Source organism: Brachybacterium ginsengisoli (genome assembly GCF_002407065.1).
In the GTDB taxonomy this organism is placed as follows: Bacteria; Actinomycetota; Actinomycetes; order Actinomycetales; family Dermabacteraceae; genus Brachybacterium; species Brachybacterium ginsengisoli.
Genome location: NZ_CP023564.1, coordinates 1,429,391 through 1,447,326, shown reverse-complemented (window position 1 = coordinate 1,447,326; position 17,936 = coordinate 1,429,391). Strand labels below are relative to the sequence as shown.

At 71.8% G+C, this 17,936-nt stretch carries 13 protein-coding genes and 1 pseudogene; 5 read left to right on the top strand and 9 right to left on the bottom strand.

The features are described from left to right. Positions 1–9 precede the first annotated feature (9 nt). From secA to mtrA, 7 genes are all read right to left on the bottom strand, one after another. Positions 10–3,030: a preprotein translocase subunit SecA gene (gene secA / locus CFK41_RS06365; RefSeq protein WP_096798901.1), complete on the bottom strand. Its 3,021-nt coding sequence runs from the start codon at positions 3,028–3,030 to the stop codon at positions 10–12. 98 nt (positions 3,031–3,128) lie between these two features. After that, positions 3,129–4,391, bottom strand: a complete 1,263-nt coding sequence (locus CFK41_RS06360; protein WP_096798900.1) for a winged helix-turn-helix domain-containing protein — start codon at positions 4,389–4,391, stop codon at positions 3,129–3,131. 102 nt (positions 4,392–4,493) lie between these two features. Then, a complete protein-coding gene (gene hpf / locus CFK41_RS06355; RefSeq protein ID WP_096798899.1) occupies positions 4,494–5,165 on the bottom strand; it encodes a ribosome hibernation-promoting factor, HPF/YfiA family in 672 nt (223 codons plus the stop codon). A gap of 164 nt (positions 5,166–5,329) precedes the next feature. Beyond that, positions 5,330–6,118, bottom strand: a complete 789-nt coding sequence (locus CFK41_RS06350; protein ID WP_096798898.1) for a ComF family protein — start codon at positions 6,116–6,118, stop codon at positions 5,330–5,332. Positions 6,119–6,229: 111 nt separating this feature from the next. Next, positions 6,230–7,933, bottom strand: coding sequence for an LpqB family beta-propeller domain-containing protein (locus tag CFK41_RS06345; RefSeq protein WP_096798897.1), 1,704 nt, complete (start codon positions 7,931–7,933; stop codon positions 6,230–6,232). After that, entirely contained in the window at positions 7,930–9,651 is a 1,722-nt protein-coding gene (mtrB, locus tag CFK41_RS06340; RefSeq protein WP_096800971.1) for an MtrAB system histidine kinase MtrB, read from the bottom strand. Before mtrB ends, CFK41_RS06345 begins: the two co-directional genes overlap by 4 nt. Positions 9,652–9,667: 16 nt before the next feature. Then, positions 9,668–10,363 carry an MtrAB system response regulator MtrA gene (mtrA, locus tag CFK41_RS06335; protein WP_096798896.1) on the bottom strand — a complete coding sequence of 232 codons (696 nt, stop codon included), beginning with the start codon at positions 10,361–10,363 and terminating at the stop codon, positions 9,668–9,670. A gap of 225 nt (positions 10,364–10,588) precedes the next feature. Here mtrA and CFK41_RS06330 point away from each other — a divergent pair, with 225 nt between their 5' ends. Genes CFK41_RS06330 through CFK41_RS06310 form a run of 5 tightly spaced genes read left to right on the top strand, consistent with a single transcriptional unit; the run spans position 10,589 to position 15,962 of the window. Further along, positions 10,589–11,728, top strand: a complete 1,140-nt coding sequence (locus tag CFK41_RS06330) for a glycerophosphodiester phosphodiesterase (protein WP_096798895.1) — start codon at positions 10,589–10,591, stop codon at positions 11,726–11,728. A gap of 2 nt (positions 11,729–11,730) precedes the next feature. After that, the gene (locus CFK41_RS06325) at positions 11,731–12,423 is read left to right on the top strand and encodes a DUF4129 domain-containing protein (RefSeq protein WP_227873232.1); all 693 of its coding nucleotides are present in this window, start codon (positions 11,731–11,733) and stop codon (positions 12,421–12,423) included. Beyond that, positions 12,420–13,628, top strand: coding sequence for a DUF4350 domain-containing protein (locus CFK41_RS06320; RefSeq protein WP_096798893.1), 1,209 nt, complete (start codon positions 12,420–12,422; stop codon positions 13,626–13,628). The genes CFK41_RS06325 and CFK41_RS06320 overlap by 4 nt, the downstream gene beginning before the upstream one ends. Next, positions 13,625–14,653, top strand: a complete 1,029-nt coding sequence (locus tag CFK41_RS06315) for an AAA family ATPase (protein ID WP_096798892.1) — start codon at positions 13,625–13,627, stop codon at positions 14,651–14,653. The genes CFK41_RS06320 and CFK41_RS06315 overlap by 4 nt, the downstream gene beginning before the upstream one ends. A gap of 10 nt (positions 14,654–14,663) precedes the next feature. After that, on the top strand, positions 14,664–15,962 hold the full coding sequence (locus CFK41_RS06310; RefSeq protein ID WP_096798891.1) for a DUF58 domain-containing protein: 1,299 nt from the start codon (positions 14,664–14,666) through the stop codon (positions 15,960–15,962). A gap of 536 nt (positions 15,963–16,498) precedes the next feature. Here CFK41_RS06310 and CFK41_RS06305 read toward each other — a convergent pair. Together CFK41_RS06305 and CFK41_RS06300 are read right to left on the bottom strand one after the other, a co-directional pair. Then, positions 16,499–16,852 (bottom strand): annotated as a pseudogene (locus tag CFK41_RS06305) (class I SAM-dependent methyltransferase); the annotation flags it as partial. 35 nt (positions 16,853–16,887) lie between these two features. Then, positions 16,888–17,631, bottom strand: a complete 744-nt coding sequence (locus CFK41_RS06300) for a phosphotransferase (protein WP_169928793.1) — start codon at positions 17,629–17,631, stop codon at positions 16,888–16,890. Between the last annotated feature and the right edge of the window lie 305 nt (positions 17,632–17,936).

The window sequence follows — 17,936 nt, the reverse complement described above, 5'->3', positions numbered from 1 at the left end:
TCGGCCGGATCAGCCCCGGCGGCGCTTCCTGCGACGCTGGGCACGGTTCTGGCCATCACCCTGGGGAGCACCCTCGGGCTTGTCCTGCACCGTGTCGTGCGCGGCGGTCTCCGCCCCGTCCGAGTGATGACGTGCACGGTGACGGCGCTGGGCCCGCGACAGGGTCGAGGCGTCCTGCACGCCGCTCCCCTCGGCCGAGCTGTAGCGCAGCTGGCGTCCCGCAGGACCGTCGTCCAGGCCCTTGGCATGCAGCACCACCGAGTTCTCCTGGGCGAGCGGGTCCTCGTCCTCGTCCTCGGAAGCGTCGCCGTCGGCCGCAGGGTCGTCGCTCGCGTCCTCCTCCGCGCCGGTCGTCCCGGCGACGGACTCGGAGGGCGCACCCTCCGCCTCCACGTCGGGAGTCGGGGCCTCGGCATCCTTCTCCGCCGACGCCGCCGTCGATCCCGCGGCGGCCTCGACCGCACGGCGGGCCGCGGTGCTCGCGCCACGCAGCAGGTCGCTGACGGCCTTGGGCACCACCGGGTCGGCCTTCTCGACCTGGACCTCGAGGTGGTAGACGTAGCCGACCACGTCCTCCTTCACCCCAGCCATCATGTCGTTGAACATGAGGTGGCCCTCGCGCTCGTACTCGATGAGCGGGTCGCGCTGCGCCATCGCGCGCAGCCCGATGCCCTCCTTGAGGTAGTCCATCTCGTAGAGGTGCTCTCGCCAGCGGCGGTCCAGCACCGAGAGCAAGACGCGGCGCTGCAGCTGCCGCATCCCCTCCTCGCCGAGCTCCTCGCGGCGCTTGTCGTAGGCGACCTGAGCATCCGCGAGGATCTCCTCCTTGAGGACACCCGCCTCGAGGTTCTCCTTGCCGCCCACTTCCTCGATCAGCTCGTCCGCGGTCAGCGAGACCGGGTACGCGGGGCGCAGCGCACCCCAGAGCTCCTCGAGGTCGACGTCCTCCGCGGTCTTCCCCTTGGTGTGGGCGTCGACGGTGCCGCCGATGACCTCCTCGACGAAGCGCGTGATGTGCTCGTCGAGGTCCTCGCCCTCGAGGATCCGCGACCGCTCCTCGTAGAACTTCTTGCGCTGCTTGGTCAGGACGTCGTCGTACTTCAGGACGTTCTTGCGGATCTCGGCGTTGCGCGACTCGATGGAGTTCTGCGCACGCTGGATCGCTCCGGAGACCATCCGGCCGGTGAGCGGGATCGACTCCTCCACGCCGCCTCGGGCCAGCAGCGACTCCGCCGCGCCCGAGTTGAACAGGCGCATCAGGTCATCCTGCAGCGAGAGGTAGAAGCGGGACTCGCCCGGGTCGCCCTGTCGGCCGGAGCGACCGCGCAGCTGGTTGTCGATGCGGCGGGACTCGTGGCGCTCGGTGCCCAGCACGTACAGGCCGCCGAGCTCGACCACCTCGTCATGCTGCTCGGCCACGGCGCTCTTGGCCCGCTCGAGCTCGTCGTCCCAGGCCGCCTCGTAGGCCTCCTGGTCCTCCTCCGGGTCCAGGCCGCGCTTCTCGAGCTCCGCATGGGCCATGAACTCGACGTTGCCGCCGAGCATGATGTCGGTGCCTCGGCCGGCCATGTTGGTCGCCACGGTGACCGCGCCCTTGGCGCCGGCCATCGCCACGATCGCGGCCTCCCCGGCATGGTTCTTGGCGTTGAGCACCTCGTGCTTCACGCCCTGGGCGGTCAGCAGCTTGCCCAGGTACTCGGACTTCTCGACGCTCGTGGTGCCGACCAGGACGGGCTGGCCCGCCTCGTGCCGCTCGACGATGTCCTCGACGACGGCGTCGAACTTGGCCTTCTCGGTGCGGTAGATGCGATCGGGCTCGTCCGTGCGCTGCATGTCCCGATGCGTGGGGATCGGGACCACGCCGAGCGAGTAGGTGTTCATGAACTCGGCGGCCTCGGTCTCGGCGGTGCCGGTCATGCCGGAGAGCTTCTCGTAGAGCTTGAAGTAGTTCTGGAGGGTGATCGTGGCGAGGGTCTGGTTCTCCGCCTTGATCTTCACCCCCTCCTTGGCCTCGATGGCCTGGTGCATGCCCTCGTTGTAGCGGCGACCGGCGAGGATGCGGCCGGTGTGCTCGTCGACGATCATCACCTCGCCGTTGAGGACCACGTAGTCCTTGTCGCGCTTGAACAGCTCCTTCGCCTTGATGGCGTTGTTGAGGAAGCCGATCAGCGGCGTGTTGAGGGACTCGTAGAGGTTGTCGATGCCGAGGTGGTCCTCGACCTTGTCGATGCCGGACTCGAGCACGCCCACGGTGCGCTTCTTCTCGTCGACCTCGTAGTCGCGGTCCTTGCGCAGGAGCTTCACGACCTTGGAGAACTCGCTGAACCACTTGTTGGCGTCACCGGAGCCGGGTCCGGAGATGATCAGCGGCGTGCGCGCCTCGTCGATGAGGATCGAGTCGACCTCGTCGACCACGGCGAAGAAGTGGCCGCGCTGGACCCGATCCTCCGGGGAGAGGGACATGTTGTCGCGGAGATAGTCGAAGCCGAACTCGTTGTTCGTGCCGTAGGTGATGTCCGCCGCGTACTGCTCGCGACGCTCCACCGGGGTCATGCCGGACTTGATGACGCCCGTGGTCAGGCCCAGGAAGCGGAAGACGCGACCCATCAGGTCGCTCTGGTAGCCGGCGAGGTAGTCGTTCACCGTCACGATGTGGACGCCCTTGCCGGCGAGCGCGTTGAGATAGGCCGGGAGGGTCGCGACCAGGGTCTTGCCCTCTCCGGTCTTCATCTCCGCGATGCGGCCGCGATGCAGCGCCGCGCCGCCCATGATCTGCACGTCGTAGGGGCGCTGGCCCAGGGTGCGCAGAGCCGCCTCGCGCACGGCCGCGAAGGCCTCGACCTGGAGGTCATCGAGGCTCTCGCCGTCCTCGAGACGCTCCCGGAAATGGCCCGTCTCGGCGCGGAGCTCCTCGTCGGTGAGCTCCGTGAAGACGTCCTCTGCCTCCCCCACTCGCTGGGCGATGGCGGCGAGCCTGCGCAGTTCCCGGCCTTCGCCGGCGCGCAGGATCTTGTCGAAGAGGTTGACCACTCGTGCTCCCGTAGATCGCGTGTCCGCCCCATGAGGCGGCTGGTGCCTGACCCATCGTAAGCGTCACCGTCTGAGAAGGTGACCACCTGCGCGCATCGTCACGCGATGTCGGCTCCGGCACGGACCTCCGCCTCGAGCGCGCTCGAGAGCTCACCGGTGCCCGGACCGGTGAGGACCTCGATCTCCTCGAGCCCCTGCCAGAGGGCGGCTCGACGCAGCTCCCCGGCGAGGGCCTCCGCGATCGCGCGGTCCTGCGGCCGCTGGCGCGCCGGGAGGTGGGGCAGCGGCTCCCGATAGGTGCCGCGCACCTCGAGCACCCCGCGGGCGCGGTCCGCGCGCAGATCCACGCGGGCGGGGATCAGGTCCCCGAGGAGGAAGAGGAGGGAGTAGTAGCCGGTGGTGCGCTTCGCGGCCGGGGTGTAGATGCCGATGCGATACTCCACGTCGAACAGACGGGACAGCCGGGGCCGGTGGAAGACGATCGGGTCGAAGGGGCTGACGAGCGCGGCGACGTTCAGCGGGGTGGGAGCCGGGGCCTCGTGGTGCAGGAGCATCGGGACGTCCCCGGCAGGATGCGTCACCGTGACCTGCTCCAGCCGGCCCTGCGCGACCAGCTCCGCGACGGCCGGAGCGATGTCCCCGGCGCGGAGGCGGAAGTAGTCCGCCAGGGAGGAGGGCTCGGCGATGCCCAGCGAGCGGGCAGCCCGTTCGACCAGCTCCCGCAGGGAGGACTCCCGATCCGGGGCGGAGCGGTCGTCCGTCGCGATGGAGTACAGCCGCTCGAACTGCGCGGAGCGGCCCACGCAGTCCAGCTCGCCGGTGCGGAAGAGGTACTCCACGGCCCACTGGGTCGAGGTGCGCCGCCAGCCCCAGCCCTCACCGCGGTCGGTGTCCCCCAGATGCTGCGAGACAGCTGCCGCACTCGCGGGACCGATGTCGGCCAGCACCTGCTTGATCTCGGTGAAGAGATGCGGTGAGGAGGTCGCGATCTCCCGCACGACGCCCCAGTCCCGCTCGGAGACGGCGCGGCGGCGGAAGTCCAGCAGGTGGTGGACCTCGGGGACGGCGTAGGTGGCCTCGTGGGCGAGGCACTCCCGCAGCATGCGTCGCGGACCGGGACGGACCGCTCTGTCCAGGACGGACGGGTCCCAGAGACCGGTGCGGGTGAACACGGGCAGGTGATGGGCCCGGGCGAACACGCTGACCGAGTCGATCTGGAGCATGTGGGTGCGTTCGAGGGTGCGCTCGAGGGCGCGGCGGCTGCTCGCCGCGGTCGCCGGTTCGCTGCGGCGCGCCCGGCCCATCCCCTGCGCACGCAGGGCGATCCGACGTGCACGGGTCCAGGTGATGGTCTGGCTCATCGGCGAGGTGCTCCTGCGTGGTCGGGGAGGTCGGGGTCACGGGCAGGGAAGGGCGGGAGGAGCCGATCGGGCTCCTCCCGCCCCGAGGTCTGTGAGCGGAGGTCAGGCGGTCAGCTCGGACTCCAGCTCGATGATGCCGTAGTTCCAGCCCTTGCGGCGGTAGACCACCTTGGGGCTGCCCGAGTCGGCGTCGACGAAGAGGAAGAAGTCATGTCCCACGAGCTCCATCCGATTCAGCGCGTCGTCGATGCTCATCGGTGTCGCAGGATGCTTCTTCTTCCGGATGACGACCGGGCTGCCGGCCTCGGCCAGATCGATCTCGTTCCCGCCCACGGCGGCGCCGACCTCGGTCTCGCGCTCCGGTTCGGGTTCCGCCGACTCTTCCTGGAGGGGTGCGGGAAGGTCCTGATCGGCGGGCATGGTGCGCAGGCTCGCTCCGGTCTCCTGGTGCGCCTTGTCGCGGCCGCGGCGGTGGTCCTTGCGGCGGTCGCGTGCGCGCCGGAGCCTCTCGAGGAGCTTGCCGTAGGCGATGTCCAGCGCACCGAAGAGGTCGTCCGCTCGTGCCTCGGAACGGATGACAGAACCGTTCTCGTGCACGGTGAGCTCGACCCGGTCGCTGAGCTCGGCCTGTCGGGGGTTCTTCTCCTGTGAGATCTCGACATCCACGCGCAGAGCCGCGGGGGCGAACTGGGTGACCTTGTCGAGCTTGTCGGTGAGATGACGACGGAAACGATCCGGGACGTCCATGTGGCGTCCGACGACATTGATCTCCATGAGTGGGTACTCCTCCTGTCAGGATGCGGCCGCTCTGAGCCCGGCCGCGATGGCTCTTCGGCTGGGTGTCGCACCTCCTGGTGAAGGGGGTCCCGCCCTGATGTGGCGAGTGCCACAAGCATGCCACGATTCCCTGAAGGTTTCCTCGTCGTTGGTCCGGATCGTCATCCGGACCGGTGCGGCGCGGCCTCCGGGGACGGGATCCGCGCCGCGGCGACCACCACCGCGCCGAGCACCTCCATGCCGGCCGCCGTGAGCGCGTCATGCATCCCGCGCAGGGTGGCGCCGGTGGTCACGACGTCGTCGACGATGATCACCTGCTGCCGGCGACGTCCCGCAGCCCGCGCCCTCCTCCCGTCCAGACGGATCCGTCGGGTCCGTCGCTGACGGGCGCCCTGGCCGTCCTGGGAGGTGGTGGGTCGGGCCGGGAGCAGCAGGGCGCGCCCGGCGCCGGCGCGCACGATCGATCGCACCAGCTCGGAGGTGTGGTCCTCACCGCGCCGCAGCCGTGCGCCGCGCCGGGACGGGACGGGGACGAGCCCCGGGTCTCCGACCCCTGCGGCGTCCGCGAGCTCCCTCACGGCCGGCGCCAGCGCCGGTCCCAGCCGCGCTCCGAGATGCATCATCCCGCCGTTCTTCCAGGCCAGGACGAGGCGCTGCAGGTTCCCGCCGTACTCGCCCAGCGCGAGCACCGGCAGCAGCGGGGTGTGGTCCACGCCGGCGGGCAGGAGCACATCGCCGTGCAGCTCCTCGCGGACCCTCGCCGCGCTGAGCACCTGCAGGGCGTCGCAGCTGCTCTCGACCCGACACGGGGCGACCTCCAGCAGGCCCGCGCAGTCCCGGCACAGCCAGGCGCCCTCGTCACCGCAGGGACACTGCCTCGGCGCGACCAGCGCGCAGGTCTGGGCGACCACCTCCCGCAGCGGTGCGATCCATCCCCCGTCGATCTCCATGACCGGATCCCAGCACGCAGCGGGCCGCGCTGGACTCTCACGGCGGAACCTGTGGACGGCGGGCCCTCGGGGAGGAGAGGACCGCCCGGCAGGTCCCCTCGAGCACCGGGATCAGTAGAACCCCGGGTCGTGGCCCTCCTGCTCGACCGGGGTCCAGCCGTCGCCGTCGCTGCGCAGCAGCCGATCGTCGACGGTGCCCGCCCACACCGCCTCCGCCACGACGGAACCGGCGACGCGGTGGGTGCCGACGGCGAGAGTGGGCAGGGACTCCCGACTGCCGGAGAGGTCGAGGATCTGCGCCCGCCGCTCCCCCGCCGTCGGCTCGGTGCCGAGCATGAGCAGAGCCACCTCGTCGTACCAGAGGATCTGCTGGATGTCGGTGAGGAAGACGCGCACGGTCCTCGGATCGGTGAGCGAGGAGGGGACGCCGTGCTCATCCCGCACCACGGCGCACAGGTCCACCCTGGACCCCGCGCTGTCCGAGGAGAGCACGATCATCCGTGTCGCGTCCGCCGCGATGTCCAGCCCCCGGATCTCCCGGCCGATGAGCCAGGGAGCGTCGACCTTCGCGTCGCGATCGGACCCCTCGCCCGACAGCGCGAGCAGGGCCCCGGGGCTCGAGCGGATGGAGGTCCAGACGTACCCGGCGTCATCCACCCGGGGCGCCACGAAGGATCCTCCTGTCGCGGCCTCGCGCAGGGGCAGCGACCCGTCCGTGGTGGCGATCAGCACGCTGGATCCCTCGGTGTCCAGCGCCGCGGCGAGCACTCCGTCCTGGGCGATCGCCGGCGAGGAGATCTCGAGCGAGGAGAGGTCCGGCACCAGCTGCGGGGCCGCAGCGGAGGCGTCGGGGTCCGCGAGCGAGATGACCCCCGTGGCACCCGCGGCGATCGGCCGATGCCCGGGCAGCGCGCGCTCGACCCGGTGGTCCTCGTCGAGGGCGACGTCCTGCCCGTCGAGCATGAGGCGCACCCCCGAGAGGGAGCGCAGCGAGCGCAGCGAGGCCTCCATCTGGGAGAGCGCGCGGGTGCGGTTGACGAGGTCCAGACGGGCGACCGCGGCGGGCACCATGATCTGGGTGGTGCCGTCGGGACCGGTGGAGCTGACCGCCTCGGCGACGCCGGACGTGCGGGGAACCCGGTTCGTCACGGCTCCCTCGAGGAAGGGGGACGGCCCCGCGACGAGCGCCTCGAGCACGGCCGAGGCACCGCGACGGACCGGGAACCAGCGATGATCGGGCACCAGGTGCCGCTCCCGCGTGTCGAGGAAGTAGAGGCGGGCGGCGGAGTACAGCGTCTCGAAGGTCGCTTCGGACAGGAAGATCCCGTCGGGCACTTCGCTCAGCCGCCACTCGCCGTCGACCTCCTCGACCGCGAACTCCACCTCACGGGAGGCGGGCCCTGCGAGAGTGCTGCGCACACCGTTCTCGTCGATCAGCGCGACGGCCTGGAGGACGATCACGAGCTGGTCCTCCCCGGCCTTCTTCACCGTCAGCTCCTGGCTGCCCGAGAAGATCGTGATCATCGCATCGGGGTTCCAGGCGGCAGAGGCCTCCGCGGTGAGGTAGTGCCGGGCCACCGCGAAGTCCTCCTCGGAGCCGACACCTGCCTGCACGAACCCGGCCGCGACCTCCACGGCCGTCGCCCCCTCGGCCGGCGGGAGCGCGCGGACGTAGGGCGCGCCGGGCTGGGTCTGCCCCGTCAGCGCCTTGCTCGAGACCGGGGAATCGGTGGGGATGCGCGCACAGGCGGCCCCCAGACCCAGCACCGCGGCCGCACCCGCCACGCGCAGCACATCGCGTCGTGCAGGCCTCATCGCTCACCTCCGGTGTCCTCGGGACCGGCCGGCGGATCCTCCGCGGTGCCGTCCAGATCGGGCAGCAGCCCGGGTCCGACCCTGATCTCCCCGGTCGGGGTCGACGAGACCGCGGCCGCGGCCGCCGACCCGTCGAAGGGGCGCTCCAACAGCAGCGGCGAGCGGGAGAGCACCGCCCCCGGTCGTCGAGGGATGGTCAGCCGGAAGACCGCCCCCTCGCCCTCGCGGCCCCATGCCTGCAGCCAGCCGTCATGGAGGCGGGCGTCCTCGGCCGAGATCGAGAGCCCCAGCCCCGTTCCGCCGAGGGTCCGCGCACGCGAGGGGTCCGCCCGCCAGAAGCGGTCGAACACGCGCTGCGCGGCCTCCGGGGAGATCCCATGGCCGTGATCCTGGACGACCACCGCGACGGAGTCCGCATCCGAGGCGGTCTGCACCAGCACGGGATGCCCGGCGCCGTGCTCGATCGCATTGGTCAGGAGATTCCGCAGGATCCGGTCGATGCGCCGCGCGTCGACGATGGCCACCACATCGTCCCCGGCCAGGTGCAGGTCCAGCGCGCACCCCCGGTCGCTCGCGAGCGGTCGGACGTCCTCGAGGGCCCGTTCGACGAGCGCGTCGATGTCCTGCCGGCTGGCCTCGAGCTCCGCGGCCCCGGCGTCGAACCGGGAGATCTCCAGGAGATCCGCCAGCAGCACCTCGAAGCGCTGGACCTGCGCCGAGAGGAGCTCCGTGGTGCGGCGCAGCTCGCCGGGAAGATCCTGGCTGCGGGCGTCGAGCACGGACGATGCCATGCGGATCGTGGTCAGCGGGGTGCGGAGCTCATGGGAGACGTCCGAGACGAAGCGCTGCTGGACATGGGAGAGCTCGGTGAGGTCGGCGACCTTCTGCTCGAGGTTGCGGGCCATCTCGTTGAACGAGTCCCCCACCCGGGCCAGCTCGTCTCCCCCCTCGACCTCGACGCGGCTGGTCAGGTCGCCGGCCGCGAGCCTCTCCGCGGCGTGCGCCGCCCGCTTCAGCGGGGTGGTGACCATGCGCGCCACGACGATCGCGATGCCCACGATCAGGGCCAGCAGCACGGTCCCTCCGCCGAGGATCACGCGCTGCACGAAGGCGAGCGACTCCTGCTCCTCCTCGAGGGAGTAGACGAGGTAGAGGTCGTAGGAGCCTCCCCCGGGGACGATCACCCGGGTCCCCACCAGCAGGGCGGGATGAGTCCTGCCCGCGGCGTCCTCGCGACCGATCGACCGCCAGGACAGTGAGTCCGGCTGCTCGCCGACGGCGGCCGAGAGCTCGTCGTCGATCTCGTTGAACAGGGACCCGTCCGAGGAGGCCACCGGCAGCAGCGTCCCCGAGGTCTCCACCGGGATGAGGACCACCTCGCGCCGGTCGCCCCCGCCCTGCCCGCCGGCGGTCTGCACGAAGGCGTTGACGGCGTCCTGCTGCTGGGTGCTGGTCGCCCCGGAGACCTCGGAGAGCGTCTCGGAGAGATCCCCTCTGACCTCGAGCGTGTCCTCGAGCACGCGGTCGCGCCGCTGCTCGTAGAGCCCGTCGGCGATCACGGAGGAGAGATAGGCGCCGACGGTCAGCAGGGCCACGAGCGCCAGCAGGGTCGTCACCATGACGACCCGGAGGGCGAGGGGCCAGCTGCGCGGGTCGGCGGCGCGCGCCAGGCGCATGCTCCTCGAGACGGCCCGCCCGTCGTCGAGGAATGTGCTCACCTGCGTGCCGATGCTCTCAGGACCCGCCTCCGGCACGGTAGCCGACTCCTCGCACCGTCACGACGATCTCGGGGTTCTCCGGATCGTGCTCGATCTTCGAACGGAGCCGCTGGACGTGGACGTTGACCAGGCGGGTGTCCGCGCTGTGGCGGTAGCCCCACACGTCGCGCAGCAGGACGTCGCGGGTGAACACCTGCCACGGCTTGCGCGCGAGCTGGGTGAGCAGGTCGAACTCGAGCGGGGTCAGGGAGATCAGGTCCTCCCCGCGGCGCACCTCATGGCCGTCGACGTCGATGGTGAGGTCGCCGATGCTCAGCTTCTCCGTGGTGGGCTCGTCGACCCGACGCACGCGGGCCTTGATGCGCGCGACCAGCTCCTCCGGCTCGAAGGGCTTGGTGAGGTAGTCGTCGGCGCCGGCCTCGAGGCCCTCGACGACATCCGCGGTGTCGGTGCGGGCCGTGAGCATGATGATCGGCACGCCGGACTCGTGGCGGAGCCTGCGGCACACCTCGATGCCGTCCATCCCGGGCAGCATCAGGTCCAGCAGGACCAGATCGGGCCGCAGCCGGGGAAAGGTCTCGAGGGCCGAGGCGCCGTCGGGCGAGGTGGCGACCTCGTAGCCCTTCCCGCGCAGGACGATGCCGACCATCTCGGCGATGGCCTGATCGTCATCGACCACGAGGATCCGTGAAGTCGTCGTCATGGAGGTCATTGTGCCACCGCTCCCGGTCAGGTCCCTGGAGGTCGGCCCGCCAGGGGTGTCCGGTCCGCGGGCGGCGCCCGATCCCGCAGCGGTGTCCGGAAGATGCACGGTCGTCGACGATCGTCGGATCGGCCCGGGGCCCGGCACTCCGTAGTGTCACCTCAGGAGTTCTGCTCCCGAGCGCTCGGCCACGGTCGGTGCGGACAGCAGGAACCACGACCAGCAGGAGGACGGATGAGCACGCAGTGGACCGCCCCGGGGGCGACCGGCGGCGATGAGTCGGACCCGACGCCCGTCGCGGAGGGGCCCTTCACGGCGACCGCGTCGAGCGGCCCCGGCGGCCCGGCGTCCGGCGGGCCGCGCCGCGAGCTGACGCAGGCGCTGCCGCTGTTCCCGCTGCGCCCGCTGGGCCTGGCGGAGGTGTTCGGCGCCGCGGTGCGGATCTACCGCCTGCGCCCGAAGTCCGTCCTCGGCGTGGCCGCCGCCGTCTACGGCGTCGCCTTCGTGATCATCACCCTCGCGACCGGGGCATCCATGGTGCCGATGTTCGGCGACATGCAGTCGATGATCGAGGACACCGAGGCGACGAGCGACGTCACCGGTCTCAGCTCGCTGAGGGACCTGGTGCTCTTCCTGGTCTCCACCGCCGTGACCACGGTGATCAGCCTCGTCTCCACGGCGCTGGTCACCGTGGCCCTGACGCGGGTCGCGCTCGGCGAGGCAGTGGGCGAGCACGCGCCCACCTCCGAGATGTGGGCGACGATGCGTCGGCGCTGGCTGCCGGCCACGGCCGTGAGCCTGCTGATCGGGGTGCTCAGCATGGCGGCCCTCGTGCTGCTGGTGGGCCTGGGTCTGGTGCCCGTCCTGGTGCTCCAGGAGGCGAGCTGGCTGACCGTCGTGCCGATCGTGATCGGAGCCGTGCTCGGAGCACTCGCGGTCCTCTGGATCTGGGCGCGCACCCTGCTCGCGGTCCCGGCCCTCGTCCTCGAGGACGCCACGGTGCTCGGCGCGATCCGCCGGAGCCTCGTGCTGACGCGCGGGCGCAGGATGTGGCGGGTGCTGGGCACCTCGCTGCTTGTGTACCTCGTCTACTACCTCGCGGTGCAGGTCATCAGCGGAGTCTTCGGAACCGTCGCCTTCGTCGCCTATCTCGTCATCCTGCTCGCGACCGGCTTCGAGGGCGTGGTCGCGGGCGTGGTGGTGCTGACGATCCTCACGATGCTGGGCAGCTACGCCGCCACCTTCGTGCTCGCCCCGTTCCTCTCCTCCGGCTTCGTGGCCGTCTACGCGGACAGCCGGATGCGTCATGAGGCCTGGGACGTGGAGCTGACCCGTCGGGCGCGGGACGCCTGGGCCGAGGGCGGCGCACGATGATCATGGCCGGCCCTCCTCTGGATCCCGACGAGGCCCGAACACGGACCCTCGAGGAGCTGTCCAAGGCCGAGTACGACGACTCCCCCGGCTTCATCCAGTGGCTGCTCGGCTCCATCGAGAAGTGGCTGGTGGGAGTCCTCGACGGGATCGACGGCTCGTCCACCACCCAGGCCGGCATCGCGGTGCTGATCCTGCTCGCCCTCGGCGCCGCCGCCTTCCTGGTGCTGCGACGCACCGGGCTGATCCGCCGCAGCCACGCCCTCTCCGTCGACCCGGAGCTCGACGCCGAGCCCGTCCTCAGCGCCGCCCAGCTGCGCCGGGCCGCGGAGGAGTCGATCGCCGCGGGCCGCCTGGACGACGGCACGGTGCTGGCGCTGCGCGCCCTGGTGCGCGACCTCGAGGAGAGGACCCTGCTCGACGTCGCCGCCGGGATGACCGCGCACGAGGCGGCCTCCCGCGCCAGCGCCTCCTTCCCGGAGCTGCGCGGGCGCCTGCAGCGCGGTGCCGACGCCTTCGACACCGCCGCCTACTCGCACCGGCAGGCCTCCTCAAAGCAGGCGGATGACCTGCTGCGTCTTGCCGTGTACATCGCCGAGTCCTCCCCCGATCTCTCGGCCCTGGAGCCGTCGGGCATCGGCGCGGAGGCTTCCGTCGCGTCGGGCGCTCCCACCACCGGGACGGGCGGCGCAGCATGAGCCTCGCCCCTGCCGCCGCCCTGTCCGCGCGCACCGCCCAGGGCCCGACGGGCCCGTCGTCCGTCCCCGACACCGACCGCCGGCACCCCGTCCTCGTCACCATCATGGTGATCGCAGTTCTCGCCGCCGTGCTCGCCGCCGTGGCGCGCGGCCACTACCGCGATGGTCCCCTCGAACCCGACGCACCCACCGCGCAGGGCTCGAAGGCAGTGGTCCAGGTGCTGGAGGGCCTCGGGGTCACGGTCGACGTGGACCGTCACACGGCCGACGCGGTCGACGCCCTCGACGAGGGGAGCACCGTGCTGGTCACGGACCCCGGCCGCCTCGGCGACCGGCAGCTCACCGCCCTCGCGGAGGCGCAGGAGCGCACCGGCGGCACCCTGGTGCTCGTCCAGCCAGATGGCATGGCCCTGTCCTCCCTCGGCTCGGAGATCACCCCCGTCGGATCGCTGCGCACGAAGGCCCGGGTCGATGCCGGCCCCGGCTGCGCCGACCTCTCCCACCGCGCGCGGGTGCTCGAGATCCCCGCCGAGGCGGACACCATCCGGAGCGCCGCCCTCCTCTACCGGCCCGCCGACGGGACCCAGGGCTGCTTCAGCACCGAGAAGGGCTCCCTCGTGGTCGAGGACGACGGGCTGGTCGTGCTGGGCAGTGCGGACCTCCTGACCAACGCCGGAGTGGGCCACGCCGACAACTCCGCGCTGGCCCTGAACCTGCTGGGAGCCCAGGACGATCTCAGCTGGTACGTGCCCTCGGCGAACGACCCGATGGCGGCCACCTCCCAGACCCCGCTCGGCTTCCTTCCCGATTGGGCGGGTCCGGTCGTGCTGTGGCTGCTGCTCGTCACCGTCGTCGCGCTCGTGGCCCTCGGTCGGCGGTTCGGCCCGGTGGTCATCGAACCTCTGCCCGTCACCGTCCGACCCCAGGAGCTGGTGCTGGGTCGCGCACGGCTGCTCCAGCGCTCCGGGTCCCGCGATGCCGCCGCCGCATCGCTGCGCACGGCGACCTCCATCCGCCTGGCCGACCGTCTGGGACTGCACCATGAGTCCTCCCTCGACGGACTGATCGCGGCGCTCGCCCCGCATTCGAGGCGCACCCCGGAACAGCTGCGCACCCTGCTCGGCCCCACCCCCGTCACCAGCGATCCGGACCTCGTCCGTCTCGCGCACGACCTCGACCATCTCGAGAAGGAGATCGACCGATGACCGACACCACCCCCGGCGCCGTTCCCGGACCCGCCCACGGAACCGGTGCCCCCGCCCCCTCCGGACCGGACCTCGACCAGGACTCGCGCAGCCGGCTGCAGCTGCTCTCGGACGAGATCCACAAGGGCGTCGTCGGCCAGGACGCTGCGGTGACCAGCCTCGTCGTCGCCCTGCTGTGCCGCGGCCATGTACTTCTCGAGGGCGTTCCCGGCGTGGCCAAGACCCTGCTGGTGCGCTCCCTGGCCGCCGCCATGGATGTGCGCATGCGGCGCGTCCAGTTCACCCCCGACATGATGCCGGGCGACATCACCGGCTCGCTGATCTACGACAACACCACCAGCGACCTCGTCTTCCGCGAGGGACCTGTGTTCACCAACCTCCTGCTGGCTGACGAGATCAACCGCACGCCCCCGAAGACCCAGTCGGCGCTGCTCGAGGCGATGGAGGAGCGTCAGGTGACGGTGGACGGCGCCAGCCGCCCGCTGCCGGACCCGTTCCTCGTGATCGCCACCCAGAACCCGATCGAGTTCGACGGCACTTACACGCTTCCCGAGGCGCAGCTGGACCGCTTCCTGCTCAAGGCGGTGATGCCCCTGCCCGATCGCGAGGTGGAGGTGGACGTGCTGCGCCGCCACGCGGACGGCTTCGACACCACGGACCTCGCCGCCACGGGTCTGCGCGCCGTGGTGGACGTCCCCTCGCTGCACCGCGCCCAGCAGGACGTGGCCCGCGTCGTCGCCGAGGACCCGGTGGTCCAGTACATCGTCGACGTGTGCCGGGCGACCCGCCGCTCCCCCAGCCTCGCCCTCGGGGTCTCGCCCCGTGGCGCGATCGCGCTGCTGCGCACCGCTCGGGCCTGGGCCTACCTCACCGGGCGGGACTTCATCACCCCCGACGACGTCAAGACGATGGCTCCCTCGACCCTCTCCCACCGCGTCCGGCTGACCACCGAGGCGGAGCTCGAGGGCACCCAGGTCGAGGCCGTCCTCGCCGCCACCCTCGCCTCCGTGCCGGTCCCCCGCTGAGGACGCGCCGATGCGGATCTCCCTGACCCCTCGCGCGGCACTGGTGGCGCTGCTCGCGCTGCCGGTGATCGTGCTGTGGCCCCGGTGGTGGGTGCTGGCGCTCCTGGCCGTGGTGTGGGCCCTGGTGGTCCTCGCCGATGCGCTGCTGGCCGCGGACCCGCGCCGCCTGCGCGTCCGACGGGAGTCCCCCACGCAGGTCCGGCTCGGCAACACCGTCACCGGACGCCTGCTGCTGATCAATCCGACCTCACGGAACGCCTCCCTCGAGGTGCGCGACGCCTGGAACCCGACGGCCGGGCTCGATGCACAGCGCTCCGCGCTGCGCCTCCCCGCCCAGGAGCGACGGGCTGTGAACCAGGTCTTCACCCCGACCCGGCGCGGAGAGCATCGCTCGCGGGCCCTGCTGGTCGCCTCGCGGGGCCCGCTCGGCCTCGCACGGCGCACCGCTGCGGTCGACGCCCCGGGCAGGCTCCTCGCCCTGCATCCCTTCGGCTCCCGCCGACACCTCCCTTCCCGCGTCCAGCGGCTCCGGGAGATCGAGGGCCTGGCCGCCATCCACCAGCGGGGACAGGGCACCGAGTTCGACTCCCTGCGGGACTTCGTCGACGGCGACGACGTGCGCTCGATCGACTGGCGCGCCACCGCCCGGCGGCGCAGCGTCGTGGTGCGCACCTGGCGGCCCGAGCGGGACCGCCACGTGCTGATCGTCGTGGACACCTCCCGCACCTCCGCCGGCCGGCTCGGGGAGGCCACCCGGCTGGATGCCGCCTTCGACGCGGCGCTGCTGCTGACCGCCCTGGCCGGACAGGCCGGGGACCGCGTGGACCTGGTGTGCGTGGATCGCATCCCCCACGTCTCGGTGCTCGGCTCGACCCGCACCAAGGTGCTGCACGACATGGTCGCCGCGACCGCCGCGGTGGACCCCGCCCTGGTGGAGACCGACTGGGAGCTCGCCGCGAGCACGATCACCGAGCGCACCCGACGCGGCTCCCTCGTCGTGCTGATCACCCCGGTCGAGGAGCCGGTGATCCACGGAGGGCTGCTGCCGGTGGCCGCACGGCTGGCCAGGGATCATCCGCTGGTGGTCGCCTCGGTCTCCGATCCTGCTCTCGACGAGCTCGCCTCCGGTCGGGGCGATCTGGACTCGGTGTACACGGCGGCCGCCGCCGAGCAGGCCCGCACCGAACGCGCGGGGGTCTCCCACGCGCTCGAGCGCGTCGGCGCCCATGTGGTCGATGCCCCGCCCGAGCGGGCTCCCCAGGCTCTCGCCGACGCCTACCTCGCGCTCAAGGCGGCCGGCCGGCTGTGACGCCGTCGCCGGACGTCGCCGGTCCGACGCCGTCCTGCGACCCCTCCCGCGCCGCGCTCGGGACGGCGAGCGCGGGGCGGCCGCCGCATTGGTCGTCGGCTGCTCGGGGCAGCCGCTGCACTGGTCGTCAGCTGATCGGGCCGATCGCTGCACTGGTCGTCGGCCGCTCGGGCCGGCCGCCGCATTGGTCGTCTGCTGGCGCCTGGGCGATGACTGCGGAGATATCGGCATACCCCTCGCGGTGGCGCCCGTACCCGACCACGGCGAGCCGGACGCGATGCGGCGGCGGCCTCAGCTGCTCCGGGCGACGACGCGGTAGGTGTGCCAGTGCTTGGCCCCGCCGAAGGACCTGCCCTCCCGCTCCTCCTCGACCAGATCGACCACCTCGAGCCCGTGCAGGAGCTCCTCCACCTCGTTCCGGGTGAGGAAGGTGCCGTCGGTCGCCGCCCAGCCGTCACGATCCCGAAGAGATCCACGGCGAGGACCCCGCCCGGGCGCAGCGACTCCCGGATGATGCTCCAGAGCGTCGGGAACGCCTCCCGGCGCACGAAGGGAAGCGTCGCGCAGGAGAGCACCAGATCCGCAGAGGGCAGAGCGGTGATCTGCGCGAGGTCGATGGTCGAGTGGGTGATAGGCAGGACCTGTCCCAGCTCCACGAGGAGCTGCTCGACGCTGCGATCGGCATCGTAGGTGTGCACCGCGAACTCGTTCTCGGCGAGGAAACGTGCCTCGATGCCCCGCCCGCAGCCGAGCTCGATCGCCGTGCGCGCGGTTCGCGCGGGCCCGAGATCCAGCGCCTCGACAGCGGCGACCGCGAGCGGCCGGACGGGCCGGGCCTCCTGTGCGGCGTTGTATCCGGAGAAGTCCCGTTCCTCGCTGCGGCTCTGCATGGCACCATTCTCCCCCGGGGGACCGCTGGCGGAGGTCACCACTGCGGGTCCCTGCTCCGGATCCTCCGGGCGAAGTTCTGCAGTGCATGATCCCGCAGCCTCACGTCACCTCGGAGTTCTGCTGCGACGGCCACCTGCAGCGAGAGGACCCGTCGATGCGCTGCGGCCCGATCCAGAGTCCGGTCGGGGATGTCCGCGGACATCGCCCGGCGGCCATAGACGGCGAGCAGCGGAGCGATGTCCATCGCCGGATCCGCCCAGGCCGCATGGTCGACATCGATCAGCATCGGCCCGCGGGTGGGCTCCTCCAGGATGTTGTGCCAGCCGAGGTCGCCGTGGATCGGCGAGCGCTCCGCCGTGGCCTCCACCTCCAGGACGGCATCCACGCGGCGGCGTGCGGCGGCCCGCACGGTGGCATCCGGTCCGGTCAGCTCGTCCACGAGATCGGGCCACTCCTCGCCGCCGCACCACGCCCGCGCCGCCGGGAGCGACTCCTCGAGCTCAGGATGGCTCCTCCCGGCGTCGGCGAGGCTCTCCAGCATCGCGAGGAGGCCGGACCTGTCCTCCTCCCAGGTGCGTGCCTCGCGACCGGCCCCGGGCACGAACTCGACAGCCATCGCCGACCAACCGGTGGCGTGCACGGGCTCCCGGATCGGACGCGGGACCCGCAGGCGTGCCGCGGACAGCGCCGCTGCGACCGAGTGCTCACGGTCGATCGCGGAGACGTGCGCGGTGCCCGTACGGATCCGCAGCGCTGCGACCGGAGGCAGCAGCAGCACATGGTGGAAGGCACCATGTGCTTCCCGCGCTCGGTGCCAGGGCAAGTCCGACCACAGCTCCTGCAGGGCGGGAAGCACGTGTCGGGGCAACCCGCTCAGAGTGCTCGTCACAAGCCCAGTATGACCGCCCAGCACGGCGCGGCCGTCCGATCAGGCCTCGCAGGGCGGGTGCTCGTGGCGTCATGGACGTCTGCTGGCGCAGGAGCGATGACTGCGGCGATATCGGCATACTCGTTGCCGTGGCGCCAGTACCCGACCAGGCCGACTGCAGCCGACGGACGGGTCGGCCCCGACAGGCTCGCCGT

Bases quoted from the DNA above. Each gene is read 5' to 3' on its own strand.
- CFK41_RS06360 (WP_096798900.1), bottom strand. From the start codon at position 4,391: ATGAGCCAGACCATCACCTGGACCCGTGCACGTCGGATCGCCCTGCGT.
- hpf (WP_096798899.1), bottom strand. From the start codon at position 5,165: ATGGAGATCAATGTCGTCGGACGCCACATGGACGTCCCGGATCGTTTC.
- CFK41_RS06350 (WP_096798898.1), bottom strand. From the start codon at position 6,118: ATGGAGATCGACGGGGGATGGATCGCACCGCTGCGGGAGGTGGTCGCC.
- CFK41_RS06345 (WP_096798897.1), bottom strand. From the start codon at position 7,933: ATGAGGCCTGCACGACGCGATGTGCTGCGCGTGGCGGGTGCGGCCGCG.
- mtrA (WP_096798896.1), bottom strand. From the start codon at position 10,363: ATGACCTCCATGACGACGACTTCACGGATCCTCGTGGTCGATGACGAT.
- CFK41_RS06330 (WP_096798895.1), top strand. From the start codon at position 10,589: ATGAGCACGCAGTGGACCGCCCCGGGGGCGACCGGCGGCGATGAGTCG.
- CFK41_RS06325 (WP_227873232.1), top strand. From the start codon at position 11,731: ATGGCCGGCCCTCCTCTGGATCCCGACGAGGCCCGAACACGGACCCTC.
- CFK41_RS06320 (WP_096798893.1), top strand. From the start codon at position 12,420: ATGAGCCTCGCCCCTGCCGCCGCCCTGTCCGCGCGCACCGCCCAGGGC.
- CFK41_RS06315 (WP_096798892.1), top strand. From the start codon at position 13,625: ATGACCGACACCACCCCCGGCGCCGTTCCCGGACCCGCCCACGGAACC.
- CFK41_RS06310 (WP_096798891.1), top strand. From the start codon at position 14,664: ATGCGGATCTCCCTGACCCCTCGCGCGGCACTGGTGGCGCTGCTCGCG.